The sequence below is a fragment of the Bradyrhizobium sp. STM 3561 genome (genome assembly GCF_045571455.1).
Lineage (GTDB): Bacteria > Pseudomonadota > Alphaproteobacteria > Rhizobiales > Xanthobacteraceae > Bradyrhizobium > Bradyrhizobium vignae.
Genome location: NZ_CP120695.1, coordinates 550,384 through 565,788, shown reverse-complemented (window position 1 = coordinate 565,788; position 15,405 = coordinate 550,384). Strand labels below are relative to the sequence as shown.

14 protein-coding genes are annotated in these 15,405 nt (G+C 56.4%); 12 read left to right on the top strand and 2 right to left on the bottom strand.

Annotated elements, in window-relative coordinates:
- Window positions 1-35: 35 nt before the first annotated feature.
- Both P6U28_RS02435 and P6U28_RS02430 read right to left on the bottom strand, forming a co-directional pair.
- A complete protein-coding gene (locus P6U28_RS02435; protein WP_407123192.1) occupies window positions 36-1,010 on the bottom strand; it encodes a GDP-L-fucose synthase family protein in 975 nt (324 codons plus the stop codon).
- Window positions 1,011-1,769: 759 nt separating this feature from the next.
- A complete protein-coding gene (locus P6U28_RS02430; RefSeq protein ID WP_407121670.1) occupies window positions 1,770-2,846 on the bottom strand; it encodes an ABC transporter substrate-binding protein in 1,077 nt (358 codons plus the stop codon).
- A gap of 303 nt (window positions 2,847-3,149) precedes the next feature.
- Here P6U28_RS02430 and P6U28_RS02425 point away from each other — a divergent pair, with 303 nt between their 5' ends.
- The 12 genes from P6U28_RS02425 to tnpC all read left to right on the top strand — a co-directional run bounded on the left by P6U28_RS02425 (window position 3,150) and on the right by tnpC (window position 15,384).
- Complete coding sequence (locus P6U28_RS02425; RefSeq protein ID WP_407121669.1) at window positions 3,150-4,514, top strand: undecaprenyl-phosphate glucose phosphotransferase; 1,365 nt, start codon at window positions 3,150-3,152, stop codon at window positions 4,512-4,514.
- Window positions 4,515-4,527: 13 nt separating this feature from the next.
- Entirely contained in the window at window positions 4,528-5,088 is a 561-nt protein-coding gene (locus P6U28_RS02420) for a WcaF family extracellular polysaccharide biosynthesis acetyltransferase (protein WP_407121668.1), read from the top strand.
- Entirely contained in the window at window positions 5,089-6,216 is a 1,128-nt protein-coding gene (locus P6U28_RS02415) for a glycosyltransferase family 4 protein (protein ID WP_407121667.1), read from the top strand.
- The gene (locus tag P6U28_RS02410; protein ID WP_407121666.1) at window positions 6,213-7,349 is read left to right on the top strand and encodes a glycosyltransferase; all 1,137 of its coding nucleotides are present in this window, start codon (window positions 6,213-6,215) and stop codon (window positions 7,347-7,349) included. Before P6U28_RS02415 ends, P6U28_RS02410 begins: the two co-directional genes overlap by 4 nt.
- Before the next feature lie 4 nt (window positions 7,350-7,353).
- Window positions 7,354-8,730 (top strand): hypothetical protein, encoded by a 1,377-nt coding sequence (locus P6U28_RS02405; protein ID WP_407121665.1) that lies wholly within the window; start codon window positions 7,354-7,356, stop codon window positions 8,728-8,730.
- Between the two features lie 130 nt (window positions 8,731-8,860).
- Entirely contained in the window at window positions 8,861-9,619 is a 759-nt protein-coding gene (locus tag P6U28_RS02400) for a class I SAM-dependent methyltransferase (protein WP_407121664.1), read from the top strand.
- A gap of 58 nt (window positions 9,620-9,677) precedes the next feature.
- Window positions 9,678-10,442: a family 16 glycosylhydrolase gene (locus P6U28_RS02395; protein ID WP_407121663.1), complete on the top strand. Its 765-nt coding sequence runs from the start codon at window positions 9,678-9,680 to the stop codon at window positions 10,440-10,442.
- A gap of 32 nt (window positions 10,443-10,474) precedes the next feature.
- The gene (locus P6U28_RS02390) at window positions 10,475-11,650 is read left to right on the top strand and encodes an O-antigen ligase family protein (protein ID WP_407121662.1); all 1,176 of its coding nucleotides are present in this window, start codon (window positions 10,475-10,477) and stop codon (window positions 11,648-11,650) included.
- A 100-nt stretch (window positions 11,651-11,750) separates the two neighbouring features.
- Window positions 11,751-12,857 (top strand): acyltransferase family protein, encoded by a 1,107-nt coding sequence (locus tag P6U28_RS02385; protein ID WP_407121661.1) that lies wholly within the window; start codon window positions 11,751-11,753, stop codon window positions 12,855-12,857.
- A 141-nt stretch (window positions 12,858-12,998) separates the two neighbouring features.
- Window positions 12,999-13,430: an IS66-like element accessory protein TnpA gene (tnpA, locus tag P6U28_RS02380; RefSeq protein ID WP_407121660.1), complete on the top strand. Its 432-nt coding sequence runs from the start codon at window positions 12,999-13,001 to the stop codon at window positions 13,428-13,430.
- A complete protein-coding gene (gene tnpB, locus P6U28_RS02375) occupies window positions 13,427-13,783 on the top strand; it encodes an IS66 family insertion sequence element accessory protein TnpB (protein ID WP_063980520.1) in 357 nt (118 codons plus the stop codon). Before tnpA ends, tnpB begins: the two co-directional genes overlap by 4 nt.
- A 122-nt stretch (window positions 13,784-13,905) precedes the next feature.
- Window positions 13,906-15,384: an IS66 family transposase gene (tnpC, locus tag P6U28_RS02370; RefSeq protein ID WP_407123191.1), complete on the top strand. Its 1,479-nt coding sequence runs from the start codon at window positions 13,906-13,908 to the stop codon at window positions 15,382-15,384.
- The last annotated feature ends 21 nt before the right edge of the window (window positions 15,385-15,405 follow it).

Below are 15,405 nucleotides of genomic sequence, written 5' to 3'. Positions count from 1 at the left end.
GAATAAAAAGACGCTTGCAATCTAAGTAGTCTAGCTCAGCGCGTCGCGCTGACTTCCAGATGACGTCCGTAGCCTTGGAGATAATCTGCGTAGGCCCCTGCGAGACCAGCCCGCAGTGCAAGTTTCGGCTGCCAACCAAGCTCTCGGATTCTCGAACTATCAAGCAGCTTGCGTGGTGTTCCGTCGGGCTTGGATGTATCGAACGAAAGCTTGCCTCCATAGCCCACGACCTCCGCGACTGTGGTCGCGAATTCGGCAATCGACAATTCGTCACCACTGCCAACATTGATTGGCTGGTCACTCGAATAGTTCTTCACAAGGAAAACGCAGGCATCCGCAAAATCATCGACATTGAGGAATTCGCGCAGCGGCGTGCCGGTGCCCCACACCGCGACGCTGGGTGCACTGACGAGTTTGGCTTCGTGGAAGCGCCGGATTAACGCGGCGGGAACGTGACTATGATCCGGATGATAATTGTCGCCGCGGCCGTAGAGATTGGTCGGCATCACCGAGATGAAATCGTCGCCATATTGCCGACGATACGCCTGGCACATCTTGAGGCCGGCAATCTTCGCGATCGCATACCACTCGTTGGTCGGCTCGAGCGGCCCGGTCAACAATTCGCTTTCGGCGATCGGCTGCTTGGCGTGCTTTGGATAGATGCAGGAGGAGCCGAGGAACAGCAGGCGCCGCACACCAACCGCGTGACTTGCGCGGATCACGCTCAATTCCAGAGCAAGGTTGTCGCAGAGAAAGTCAACCGGGAAATTGTTGTTGGCTGCGATACCGCCAACCTTTGCAGCGGCGTGAACCACGACGTCCGGGCGATTGGCCTCGAGCCATTTGAGCGTGGGTTCTTCCTTGGTCAGATCCAGCTCACGCCGATCAGCCGTCAGCACGGTGCAATTTTCCGACGCAAGCCGGCGGACGACAGCTGATCCCACCATGCCGCGGTGACCCGCGACGAAGACACGCTTGCCCGTGAGATCGTAGGTTGAAGCCACTGCCATCGTATCCTCTGTCAGCTTCCGGCTGGATCGCACCACCAGGCGAGATCCGGCGGCCGGTCGCATTACGCAATCACGCTGCCGATGCAGCCCCGCCAATCTGCTAACACAATCTTCACCATGCGACAGCCTGCCCCGGCCCGACAAAGATATTCATGGTGAACCTGCGCTGCGCGCACAAATGATCAGCACACAATGAAACAAAAACGAGCAAGGCAGCCGCATCAACTGTGCGACTGCCTTGGAAGGATTGGTGACAGCGGCAGTCGCCGCTCGGTTTACTTTAATCTCAGTACGCCCGACGCAGGACCGGACCGACAGGCGCGCAAACGCGGTCCATGTACCAGCCATAGGGCGTCTCGACCCGTACCAACGGACAGTGGCGCCGCGGCACATATCGGTAGGGATATGGCTGCGCCCAGAACGTGACAGGCCTCGCTTGGCTCTCGCCCGTGAGCAGGGCGGCCGGCGCCGGCATCTGCATTGCGGCGCTCGCCCCGGTCGCTGCACACAAGGTAACAGTTGCAGCCAAAAGACCTGCTCGCATCGACGTCGTAAACATCCAAAAAGCTCCTCGCCCCTGCGGATTTGATTCCGACACGCGCTTGTCAGACCCTAGCCGGCCAAAGTCATGGTCCGTAACGGGACTCCGCACTAGCCCAATACTGAACATTACCAAGGCCACCGGCGGAAATGCAACCGATGCGGGGGCGGCTGAAGGCCTTTTGGGACGATATGGCGGGCAAGTGTGGCTTCTTGGTCCTATTTTTCCTCGCTCCAGGCGCCCGGAGCAGCGAGGTCGGGTGAACGCCGGTACACATCTCGAAGGAACTGGTAGTTGACCGTCTGGGCCAAAGGCACGTCTTCCGCGCCGAGCTTGGCGAACAGGAGGATGTCGCGAAGCGTCCGCCAGCGACTTTCGTCGTAGTCGCCGATGCGGCCGCCGGCCGGCAGCACCAGCGGGCGCTGCTGCTGTAGCTCGAATCTCAGCCGCTCGGTTGTTAGCCCGGCTGGACCGGCAAGAACGGGCACGCTCTGTGCATAGTCCCGATAGGCAAATTGCCATCCTCGAATGATGCCTTGGAGCACGTCGGCGATCAGGGACGGCCGGTCATGGATGAGATCATTGCTTGCGAAATAGACCTGGCCCGGGACGTGGATGCCGTAATCCTGCGGTTTGATGACGTTCAGCTTCACGAAGGTCGAGCTGGAGGGATCGGGCTGCTCGTCGATAGCGGTAATGATCGCATCCACCTCCCTGGCCGTCAGCGCTTCGAAGCTGTCGCGGTCGGGGATCTTCACAATCTGACTGCGAGGAAGCCCGAGCTGCGCCATCATGGCATCAAAGACGACGTCTCCCTCACTCGCCCTGCGGTATCCGACGCGCTTTCCGACGAGATCGGCCGGCCGCCGCAGGCCGGAGCTTTCGAGCGTGAAAATCGCGACAGAGGTATCGAGGAAGCTTGCGGCAATCGCAGTCACAGGGACGCCGCGCCAGCTGGCCAGCAGGAAGTTCTGGCCGCTCGTCACGCCGATAGCATGTTGGCGTGTAATGGTCTGGACGAAGTCTGGGTCTTCGGGCTGAGCCGATACCTCAACGCGGGAAGAGAAATATCCCTGCTTGAATGCAGCGAGCTCGCCGGCAAACCTCGCGCCGTATCGCCCGTCAAGGAGGAGCTTGATTGCGCCGGTCCGGAAAGACGTTTGGGCTCGGATGGGGGCTGCTTCGGGACGAAGAAGGAGAAGCGCGAGCCCCACCAAAGCGACGGCAGCAAGGCCAATGGCGAGGTACCGCTTCCCTCTCGACCGGGTTCGCCGCCGGGACTGGATGCGAGGCAATGAGGACTTCCTAACAGGTTCTGAAATTTAGCATATCACTCGGAACGAGATAGGCTAGAATGCAGCTCGTGGGGTAAGGTTAATTCTTCCTTCGCCTTGTTTTAACAGCAATTTTGACGATACGACGGCTCGTTCGAGTAAAGTGTATTTTGCGTAAATGAGTTTGGCAGGATGACAATTCTTTCCACACGGCCGGTCCCGGTCGCTGATTCTACCGCGAAAAGTTGCGTGGCAGAGCCTGCGGCGAATGCAGCTTCAGGGTATGCACCGAGCTGGCTGCGGCCTGGCGTCGTGGAACGGCTGATGACCGTGGTCGATGCGGCGCTGATCGTCGTCAGCGGGGTCGGCTGCGCGATCAGCTATCAAGTTGCAACCACGGGCATGCTCGGCAAGGCGGATGTCTACGCGGCGGCCAGCGTGCTGGTGGCGATCAATTTCGTCCTGCTGACCGTGGTGCAGCATGGCTACCGCCTGAAGAACATCACCAATCTGCCGCGCATCTTCCGAATGACGCTGACGACGTGGACCGGGCTGTTCGGCGCGCTACTGGCGATCGCCTTCACGATGAAGGTCAGCGATGAGTTCTCGCGCGGCACCACGATCTCGTTCTATCTGGTCGGCCTTGCCGCCCTGCTCGCTTGGAAGATCGCGGCGGCACGCTGGACCGCGCATGGCTTGCGCACCGGCGCCTTTGCCAACGGCCGGGCGATCATGATCGCGGAGTTCGGCCTTGCCGCCTCCTCCAACGCGGTCGACGACTTCGGCCAGCACGGATACCGCCTTGTGCAGGTGATGGAGATCCCGACAAAGGACCTCGCCTCACCCTTGCTGCTCTCATCGCTCGCGCCGCGCTTCGAGGAGCTGATCGCTTTCGCACGCGAGAACCGGATCGAGCACGTTTTCCTACTGATCGACTGGAGTCGCCAGCACGCGATTGACAGCATTCTGGACACGCTGAAGATCCTTCCCATCCCCGTGCATCTGGTACCGGACCCTAACGCCGCGCGGTTCCTGCGCTATCCGCTAGTGAGTACCGGCAACATGTTCACCGCCGAGCTGCGCCGCGCTCCGCTGTCCTGGCGCGAGCGTGCGCTAAAGCGGGCGCTGGACCTCGTCGGCGCGAGTTTAGCGCTGTTCGTGTTCGCGCCGGTGATGCTGGCGACCGCGATTCTGATCAAGCTGAGCTCGAAGGGTCCGGTATTCTTCCGGCAGACTCGCCACGGCTTTGGTGGGCGCGCGTTTAGGATCTTAAAATTCCGGACCATGCACGTGCTCGAGGACGGGCCGACGATCGTGCAGGCGCAGAAGAATGACCCGCGCGTTACGGGAATCGGAAAATGGCTGCGCAGGACCTCGATCGACGAGCTGCCGCAGCTCTTCAATGTGCTCAAGGGCGACATGTCGCTGGTCGGCCCGCGCCCGCACGCGGCCGCCCACAACACCGAGTATGAGCAGCTCATCGGCAACTATGCCTTCCGCCACCACGTCAAACCCGGTATGACCGGCTGGGCTCAAATTAATGGTTACCGCGGAGAAACCCGCACGCTCGAGCTGATGCAGAAGCGCGTGGAGTTTGATCTGTGGTACATTAATAAATGGAGCCTGTGGCTGGACGTCACGATCTTGTTGCGGACGGTGATGCTCACTTTCCGGCCGACAGCGTATTGATCGCGAGAACGTAATGATGATCGACTGCCCACTGAGGTTTCAGGACCTTTCGCGATCCAAAGTGCCACCTGGTTTCAGAGGACGCTCGGCACTGACGGTTCTGCTATGGCAGACCGTACAACAAACCTTATTTGCGTGGTCTCCTCAGCCCGCCTATGGCTGGCGCAGGTGGTTATTGCGTGTGTTCGGAGCAAAAGTAGGTAAAGGCGTGCTAGTGCGCCCAACCGTTCGGGTGACCTACCCTTGGAAGGTTAAGTTGGGCAATTATTGCTGGATTGGCGATAATGCGGAGCTTTATAGCCTCGGGCCGATCAGCATCGGTGACCACGCCGTCGTTTCCCAACGTTCATATCTTTGCGCAGCCACGCATGACCATAAAGACATCACTTTTCCCTTAGTTGCCAAGCCGGTCGTTGTAGAGCGCGAGGCCTGGATCGCCGCAGATTGCTTTATCGCTCCCGGCGTAACCATCGGCGCCGCCGCAATTGTGGGCGCACGGAGCCTGGTCCTCCGATCTATCGATCCGGCAACGATCGTAGCAGGCCATCCGGCAGATCTCAAAGGACATCGATAAGTGCCTACGATCACAAGTTCCGACGCGCAACCATACATCATCGCTGTTGGGCAAATCCCGCCACCAGTGACGGGCTATGCTTACATCACCGCCCGTCTTATTGAGACCCTCAGTAAGAACGCGAAGATTGAAACGATCAATATCTCGCCGGGTAATCGGCAAGGTCTTCGAAAGCATGTTCAAAAAAGCCGCCAGACGATACGCGCTTGCTGGCGAATTGCGCGAAATAACCGGCTTCCTAGGCTGGTTTATTTGGGATGCGAAGGGGATTTGGGCCTCATCTATACGGCGGCGTTGGTCGTAGTTGCGCGCCTATTCGGCCACGCGATCTTTCTCCACCATCACAGCTTCAGCTACATCGATTGCGCGTCCCGATTAATAGAATTGATACTAGGAGTCGGCAGGGCGCAGATCCGCCACATCTTTCTCTGCACGACGATGCGCGAACGCTTCGAACGACGTTATGGCAAGGTCCTCAAGTCCTCCATCATCTCTAATGCCGCTTTCGTGGAGGTTCAGCCCTTCGTTGCCCAAGCAGGGTGCGCATCTGGAAGCTTGCGCATCGGCTTGCTCAGCAATCTGACGCGAGAGAAGGGCCTCTACACCTTTCTCGCTCTGCTGCGCCACTTAAGCAACTCCGGCGTCGAGGTGCAGGGGCTGCTCGCTGGTCCGATCGCGAACGAGCAAGATAGAGCAAACGTCTTCGCCGCCGAAGCCGAACTAGGTGGCATGCTCAAATATCTCGGACCTGTTTACGGCGATGCCAAGAACCGTTTCTATCACAGTATCGACGTGTTTGTATTTCCCACGCACTACGCAAATGAAGCCCAACCCACCGTATTATTCGAAGCCCGCGCCGCCGGAAACCGGGTGATTGCGTACGATCGCGGCTGCATCGGCAGTCAAGTCGGAAAGAGCGGCCTGGCGATTCCTATCACTGATGATTTCTGCGTACGGGCAAGCACTTACCTCGGCCAACTGCTGCGAGAGCATCCAACGGGCACTTTCGACCGCCAAGAGATCGTTCGCGAATTTCAAGACACGAAGACCTCAGCCCTCCATTCGTTAGACGATTTAGTGCGTTCGGCTCCATCTCGCTTCAGCGGCAGCGTTAGGTGTTATTCATGAAGATTGTCGTCTGGCACAATATCATGTGGTCTCGTTATAAAGCCGCGGTCTTCTCTGCCCTGCAAACGTTTTGCGCCGAGCGAAAGATCCAACTGCAGGTGTATCAAATTGCCGAAACCGCAAACCAGCGGACCAGCTTACCACCAACGGATACGTCCTGGCACAAATATTCATACGAATTGCTATTCAACGGCGCCTACGAGGCCATCCCCCGGCTATCGCTACTGTGGCAGATCGCGAAGAAGGCTTGGAGTGATGATGCCGATACGACAATACTTGCCGGCTACGACCGACCTGAATATTGGATTCAGGCAATGATTCTCCTCCTTCGTGGCAAGACTTTCGCATGCTTTTGCGATTCGACGGTGTATGACAACAAGCAGAAGTTTATTGTTGGCCTTCTTAAACGCGCATTCTTCCGATGGTGCAGCGGCATCTTCTGCTATGGCCAGCGCGCCGCAGAATACGTCGCGCTCTATGGGGCCACAGCGGACAAGATCATTCGCGGCTGCCAAGCGGCCGCTCTGTATGAGGGATACACTCCAGAGCTCGCGCTAGAACGTCGCATACAGATGTATGATCCATCTGCCCCCCTTAGATTCCTTTACGTCGGGCGTTTGTCTCGTGAAAAAAGCATTGATCATTTGATACTTGCATTCGCTCGTGTTCTACGAGCCTCGCCAGACGCTCAGCTTATATTGGTCGGAGCCGGTCCTGAGGAAAAACATCTTAGATTGTTGTGCAGCCAACTGGGTGCAGACTCCCTGGTTCAATTTGCTGGCCCAAAGCATGGCGATGCACTCTTTTTGGAGTATCTGAAGGCGACCGCGTTGATCTTACCGAGCCGCAGCGAGCCTTGGGGCCTTGTCATCAACGAAAGCCTGAGCCATGGCTGTCCAGTGGTGGTAAGCGACAGATGCGGTTGCGTTCCAGAGCTCGTTATCGATAGTAAAACGGGATACGTGTTCGCGTGGGGCGACATCGACGATCTGACAAGGAAAATGCAAGCCGTTGCTCATCTCAAGGAGTTCAGAACAACGGCCGAGTTCTGCATCAACCAAATTGGACCATTCACACCGCAGAGTGCAGCCCAAAATATCTTAGATGGTTCGATCCGCCTCGCGCGACGCTAAGACCATGGATGGTAAGACTATGTGGAGGCGTGTTTTGCATGGAGTGGGTGCGAACGCCTTTACTCAAATCATCATCGCTATCATCCAGCTTTTGCTGGTTCCCACATTGATAACTCATTGGGGACTGGAACTTTACGGCTGGTGGATTTTGGCATCAGCAGTACCATCCTACCTGATGCTGGGCGACCTCGGATTGTCCACGGCAGCCGGCGCCGACATGACGATGCACGTAGCTCGCGGAGACCGCCTTAGTGCGGTTGTTGCGTTTCAGAATGCTTGGGCCGCAATTGCTGTACTCTCGTCTCTCGTATTAATCGTTGGCCTTTCCTTAATATGGACAATGCCGGATCAAGTGATTGTGCCGCCAAACACAGTTGCACCAGCTTCCGCCCGGCTGACACTTTCTCTGCTCACCTTACAAGCAGTCATTTCCTTGCAGGGAGGGGTTTTTCTTGCTGGTTTCCGCTGTGTCGGCATGTACGCGTTCGGCACCTACTCGCAAGCTTTGATTTTCTTAGCAGAGGGCGTGGCCCTCGTTCTGATTGGCGTTTTGAACGAAACACCCGCGACCGCCAGCTTGGCTCTCGTGCTTTGCAGGGCAGTGGGCGTGGGTCTCCAAGCTCTATTGCTATGCAATAGAGCTTCTTGGCTCAAACTCGGTTTGGGCAGAGCTTCATGGAGCGAAGTGCGAAGGTTGCTTAGACCTTCAGCCGGGGCGTTCGCTCTCACCGCCGCCCAAATCACCTTCTTGCAAGGAACCACGCTCGCAGTGGGGGCGGCGTCTTCGGTCTCGTCAGCAGCGATCTTTTCCTCAATTCGAACCCTTACCCGCATCGGAATCCAGTTGGCGGGAGTTGTGCACAAGACACTCGCTCCGGAGTATTCAGTAGTGAGCGCACAGCTAGATCGCACTGCTCAAGCACGGATTGTCGCCGCAAGTCTATTGACCAGCTTAGCAGTCCTACTTCCCACATCTCTAGTATTGCTCGTCTTTGGTGGACAGATCGTGCGAATATGGACACACGGAGCAATCGAAGCGAGTTGGACGTTTCTCGGCCTTATGACTTTGGCGATGGTAGTCCATGGGCTTTGGCTGCCGGTTTCCAATCTGCTCCTGGCGATAAATCGCCACGAGCAGTTTTCGTATATGTATCTTTTGCTTTCGATGTCGTCGGTGGCACTAGCGTATCTGCTCGCGAGCTATGGGCGCGAAATGGGCGGAGCGCTGGCCGTGCTGTTACTTGATTGTGCAACAGCGTGGATGATTTACCGAACGAGCAAAAATTTGCTCGCCACCCCACAAGAGCTTCTCGACGTGCTAGGCAAAGACCGTCAAAATATCGGAAACCGGATCCGATTGTATTTTCTCAGCTCCAGATAGGTCACTCACCAATGACGATAGTTTGCGATTGACGGCGCATGGTAGGGTCCCGCGAGCTGCGCGATCTCCGACTCCATCCAACAATTGGAAAGCACAAAGAGCTCTGTAATCTCTGAGATTTGGAATTAAAATGAATTCTGAACCCGATTTCTTGTTCGACCTGCTGCCTGAACTGAGGGCAGGTGGCTTCGATAAGCTGGATGGCACGGTCCAGTTCTATTCGCGCGTAAATGCGTTGATTCAGCCGAATTTTACAGTTGTGGATTTCGGAGCCGGTCGCGGAGAACCTCACATCGACGATCTCGTAACATATCGAAGAAATCTCCGAACGTTGAAGGGCAAGGTAAGAGAGGTCATAGGTGTAGATGTTGATCCGGTCGTACAGTCCAATCCTGCATTAGATCGCGCGATCGTATTGAGCGACAAGCGGATACCACTTCCAGACGGATCAGCTGACATGATTGTATCGGATTTCACGTTCGAGCACATATCCGATCCGAAGATTGCCTGCGCCGAACTGGATAGGATATTGAAGCCGGGAGGCTGGTTGTGCGCGAGAACGCCTAATCGGCACGGCTATATTGCCATCGTGAACCGCATTGTCTCACCTAGGCTCAAGTCGCAGCTCCTGCACGGAGCTCAGCCGTCCCGCAAAGAAGAGGATGTCTTCCCTGCCTATTATCGTCTGAATACAATCAGCTCTCTGAAAACACATTTCCCGAGTTCACGCTACGAGCATGCAACTTACGTCTGGGACGCGTGCCCCGCATACCACTTCAATAGTCGGGCCCTCTTTTCGTTGCTCAAGCTCACACAGCTTATATCGCCCTCAGTATTTAAGACTACCCTGATGATCTTCGCTAAGAAGCGAAACAGACCAGCGAACTAAGCGCGGCAACCGTTGCCTCGGCCCCTTAGACCGTGAGACTGATCAAGAAGGAATCTCCGTGCATCGCTTTTTTTCGTTTGTACTTGCTCTGTTTGTCGTGTGCGCAACGAATGCAATGGCGGACAGTTCAGTCGGCCGCGACCTGCCAAAGGAAGTATTGGCTCAGGGCTATATACGTTTGTCCTTCGAAGATGATTTCAGCGAACTCAATTTAGATGCTGCTGTCACGAAACGGAATCCTTGGTACAATGCGTTGTGGTACCAAGAACCGAATCCATTGGATCAAATTTATGTATCAAAAGGGATCTTGGCCCTTACGACGCCTCCTGGAACAACTGAGACGTCGATCACAACTGTACCAAGACGCGGCCCAGGCGGAGCTACCTTTCATCACGGCTTTTTTGAAGCACGGATGAGGTTTGCCAATGATGAACTCGACTGGTCGGCTTTCTGGCTTTTCAGCCGTCCCCATTCGTTAGGAATTGACGACAATCACTGGTGCGAGATCGACGTATTTGAAAACTTTGGACCTAACTTATTTGTCGGTTCGGTTCATGATTGGACAAGTAGCTCGCATGTGCGTAACAAGAATGCACGCCAGAAGCTGCCTTATGCCGTGGATTTTTCTGTGTGGCACAACTATGGGCTATTGTGGACGCCGGATAAATTGACGTGGTTCTTGGACTCTGTACCTGTGCTTGAGGCCACGCCGCCACAAATCTGCGAGACGCAAGAGATGTTTATGGTTTTGGGCTCGAACAAACACAAAGACGGCCCTCTGCACAAATTGGAAGTTGATTGGGTTCGTGTTCTGTCGCGATGAGCAGAACATCGTGCCGGTGCCGGAGCGTGAAGTTGCAATTCACCCACGTCGACGACGCAGCAACCCGATTTGAAGCGCGACTCTCCCTCGTGGCGGGAGCGGTCGACGGTCTCGTGTTCCTGTCGTATCTGTTTCAGATTGATCAGTCCACGTACTACGCCGCTACGATTCTGTTCAAGCTGTGCCTTCTTTTTCTTCGCGGCCGACAAGTTACGGAAGCTGCACGAACTAGCGTCCCCTTTCTCTACGTTCTTTTGCTTGCTGAAGTTACTTCAGCCGCGATAAACGAAGTGGAATTTATCTCGACGATAAGGATCATCGTTTTCTGCATCAATTTATTTGTTTCACTAAATTTCGTCAGCACAAATTATTGGAGGGGCCTTTTTCTCAGCACGTTAGCGAACGCTGCTACCTATCTTGCTCTCGTCGAAACAGGCAATATTGCCGTGGTGTTTGGGCGATATCTTTATTTTTCGCAGTCGCATCCAAATTTGGGGGCAGAGATTTTCTTCGGGGGAGCATTTGCTGCGCTGCTAGTAAAAGCGCCGAGATTATCGCTGCTCGCTCTTCCTTTATTTTTCATTCCCGCATTCTTGATGCAAGGTCGAGCCGCGGAGCTGGGAATACTTTTTATAGGAGGGATGCTCGTCTCCCAACTTCTCAGTCGCGTAGGCCAGTTTACTCGCCTCGCGCTAGTGATCTTCGTTTGCATCGGATTACTCTTGATAATACTGAATTCCGACGTCTCGGGTTGGGTTGCTAAACTGCTGTTGCTCGATGATGCGTACCGAGGCGAAGGCACAGGCGCTTCCGGCCGAGGCCAGTATTGGGCAAACGCAATCGAAACCTGGTTGAATAATCCAGTGTTTGGCGCCGGTTCCGACTATTACATCCGACTCGGCACAACGGAGCCGCATAGTTTCTTTCTCTATCCGCTCGCATTTTATGGCTTTATGGGCATAGTCGCGCTCTCGGCATTTATGCAGAGATTTCTTGCCGTGATGCTATACGGCCACTCCATTTACCTCCTTCCCTTCGCCCCAATGCTTGCATTCAACGATCGCTTTGTGAATTTAAACGTTTATCCCACGATTCTCTTCCTATACGTCTTCTACCAGTACTCTAGGGCCAAGAAGCCGGAGCGTCTGCTTACACCTGTTAAGCAACTTGATCGCTTGAGCTCGCCAACTTCAACTCACTATTTATGATTTCCACGCGATAACAGTTGGTCCCCGATAGGGCGCTTACCAACTGTTTGACGCTAGAAACCTTGAAATCGCTCGCGACTCATCAAAGACAGCAGCAGTTATGAAGAGATGGCCTTATCGCCTAATTGCGCCCTCAGAAGACCTTCTTCACCTCGATGTCCTCAGGTTGATAGCATCAGTCGCGATTGTGGGGTGGCATTCGGTCGAGTATTTTGCTCCTGTTATTCAGCGAGCACAAATTGCAAATCGATTTATCGGCCTGACGTTATTCGTCGACTTATTCTTTGTAATTTCGGGTTATATTATTTCGCATGTATATCAGCACAGAGTGCATTCAAGGGCTGGCTTCATAACGTTCATTCAACGAAGGATTGGACGGTTGCTGCCCCTGCATTTGGTGACCCTAGGTACATCAATAGCGATGTGGTCTGTTCTGTTGCTCGTGGGGGCCTCGAGCAATCACATTCCGAGCTTTAGTCCAGCTTGTATTCTGGAAACTGCCTTCCTCCTCCATGCACTTCTGCCTTGCGGAAATCAGATTTATTTCAATTTCCCGTCTTCATCGATCAGCGCCGAAATGGTGCTCTATGCCATTTTCCCAATTGTCGCTTTGGTTGCGACCAAGATGCGGTTCGCGTTGATTGGGATCACAGCCGCGCTTCTTCTTGGTCTACTCACGTTTGAAACGAACATCAACCAATGGGTTGATCTCCCGCCGGTATTGCGGGCGTGCCCATCTTTTCTAGTCGGTTGCTGTCTATTTAATCATCGCGCAATGGTTGGCCGCCTACCAGCACCGAGGCTGCTCTTCTCAATCGCCTTAGGTACGACCGTATGCGCGATTAGTTCGGGAGCACCTCTCCAGATGATACTGGGGCTCATGTATGTAACGGTGGCTTCCGCCATCTCCTCAGACTTGACCAGAAGGAATTCAGGAGTTGTACGCTGGCTGGCTCCACTGGGACAGCTTACCTATTCCATATACATGTGGCATATTTTGTTTATCTTTGTTTTCCTAAACATTCTCGGAGACAAGATTCTGCAGGCTACGTACTTGACCATGGGACTTCTCGCAATCACCTGTTATGTTCTTACTTTTGTGTGGAGCTACTTGTCGTACTTCTTAATCGAGAGCCCTGCTCGACTCAAAGTCGATGCGCTCAAAGTGCAGGACGCACTTGTCTTCGGGCGGCGCTTTTCGTCGTGAAGAAGCCCACAAGCCGTTAAGGGGAGCCGATTTTCCCCGCCTGTCGGCACTTGGATCGTAAGCGTCGTTCCGCTCCCACCTTCTCGCGGCACATGGGATAGGCGAGTTTCACGATCTCTTTGAAGGGATCGGCTTGTGTCTATGCTTGACCATACGCTTAAGTCGGACGTGACGGCGCGCCGGCTGGAAGTGATCACGGAGACGGGACGCCGTCGTTGGTTCTCGAAGGACGACAAGGCCCGGATCGTCGAGGAGACGCTGCTACCAGGCGCGGTCGTTTCCGAGGTTGCCCGGCGACACGGGCTGACCCCACAACAAGTGTTCACCTGGCGCCGGCAAGCACGCCGGTTGCCGACGTCGATGGCTGACGATCCGCCGTTTGTACCGGCGGTGGTAGACGCCATGGCACCAGTCGCGGTTGCTGGCCGTGAGCGCAAGACAGCGCGACGCAAGGCCAAGTCGGATGTCGGGGGCATCGAGATCGAAGCCGAAGGCGTCACTATCCGGGTCGGCCGAGGCGCGGACTTGGCGATGATTGCGGCCATCGTCCATGCGCTGAAGGCGAGCCGGTGATCGGCCCGTCCGGAACTGTCCGGGTGATGGTGGCAACCAAGCCGGTCGACTTCCGCAAGGGAATGGAGGGGCTTGCTATGTTGGTGCGCGAGCACATGAAGGCCGATCCGTTCTCGGGTGCTGTTTATGTGTTCCGTGCCAAGCGCGCGGACCGGATCAAGCTGATCTTCTGGGACGGTACGGGTTTGTGCCTGTTCGCCAAGCGGCTCGAGGAAGGCGTCTTCCGCTGGCCGAAGATCGAGGATGGCGTGATGCGTTTGTCGGCGGCGGAATTGTCGGCGCTGCTCGAAGGGCTCGATTGGCGGCGTGTCCACGCGGCACGGGAGACAGTCGTTCCGACGCAAGCGGGATAATTGTGGGCCGCGCTGCGGCGAAGTGAATCAGGGGCATCGAGCACGTCGTCAGGCGGGCGCGAATATGCTCTGATTTGCCTGTGAGCGATAACCTTCCTGATGATCCCGAGACGCTGAAGGCGATGCTGCTTGCCGAGCGGCACGAGAGCGAGCGGCTGCGCCAGATCATCAAGGAGCTGCAGCGTCATCGCTTTGGCCGGAAGGCAGAGTCGCTTCCCGAGGAGCAGATGCTGCTCGGTCTCGAGGACGTCCAACAGGTTGCGGCCTGTACGGAAGCCAGCCAAGACGAGGCAGCTCCGGAAGGCCGGGCGGAGCGCGCACGCAGGCGCCGCAACAATCGCGGAGCACTACCGGCGCATCTGCCGCGGATCGAGGTCGTGGTCGACCTCGACGCCAAGACCTGTCCCTGCTGCCAGGGCGACCTGCACCAGATCGGCGAAGACAAGAGCGAGCGGCTGGACATGGTGCCGGCCCAGTTCCGCGTTGTCGTCACCCGACGTCCCAAATACGCCTGCCGTTCTTGCGAAGATGGCGTCCTGCAGGCCGAGGCTCCGGCCCGGTTGATCGAGGGCGGACTGCCGACGGAGGCAACCGTCGCCCAGGTTCTGGTGTCCAAATATGCCGATCATCTGCCGCTCTACCGGCAGGCGCAGATTTACGCCCGCCAGGGCATCGCTCTCGATCGATCGACGCTGGCGGACTGGGTTGGGCATGCCGCCTTCCACCTGCGCCCGCTGCATGAGCGCCTTCTCACGGCGCTTCGCGCGAGGTCCAAGCTGTTCGCCGACGAGACGACGGTGCCGGTGCTCGATCCCGGTCGAGGGCGCACCAAAACCGGCCAGCTCTGGGCCTATGCTGCCGACGACAGGCCCTGGGGCGGCCTCGATCCTCCCGGCATCGCCTATGTCTATGCACCCGACCGCAAGGCCGAGCGGCTGTTCAGCCATCTTGCCGGCTTCAAAGGCGTCCTGCAGGTCGATGGCTACAACGCCTACCCAAAGCTTGCCGAACGTGGCGAGGTCGAGCTCGCCTTCTGCTGGGTGCACATGCGGCGCAACTTCTACGAACTCGCGACAGCCGGCCCCGCGCCGATCGCGAGCGAGGCGCTGAAGCACATCGCCGCATTCTATGCGATCGAGAAGGAGATCCGCGGCCGCAGCGCGGAGGAACGTCGCCTCGTGCGGCAGCAGAAGAGCCGACCACTGGCCGATGCCTTCGAAGTATGGCTGCGCGGCAAGCTGGCTCTCATCAGCCAGAAGATCAAGCTTGCCGAGGCCATCCGCTACGCCCTCTCGCGCTGGAAAGGCTTAACGCGCTTCATCGATGATGGCCGCATCGAACTCGACAACAATACGGTCGAACGATCAATCCGTGGCATCAAGCTCAGTCGCAAGAACGCGCTGTTTGCCGGATCCGACGGGGGCGCCGAACATTGGGCCGTCGTCGCAACCTTGGTCGAGACTTGCAAGATCAACGACGTCGATCCGCTCGCCTATCTCACCGACGTCCTGACAAGGATCGTCAACGGGCATCCAAACCGCGACATCGACCAGCTACTGCCCTGGGCCTACCGAGCTCAAGCCTTCAAAGCCGTGGCCTGAGAACGACGCTTACCTTGGATC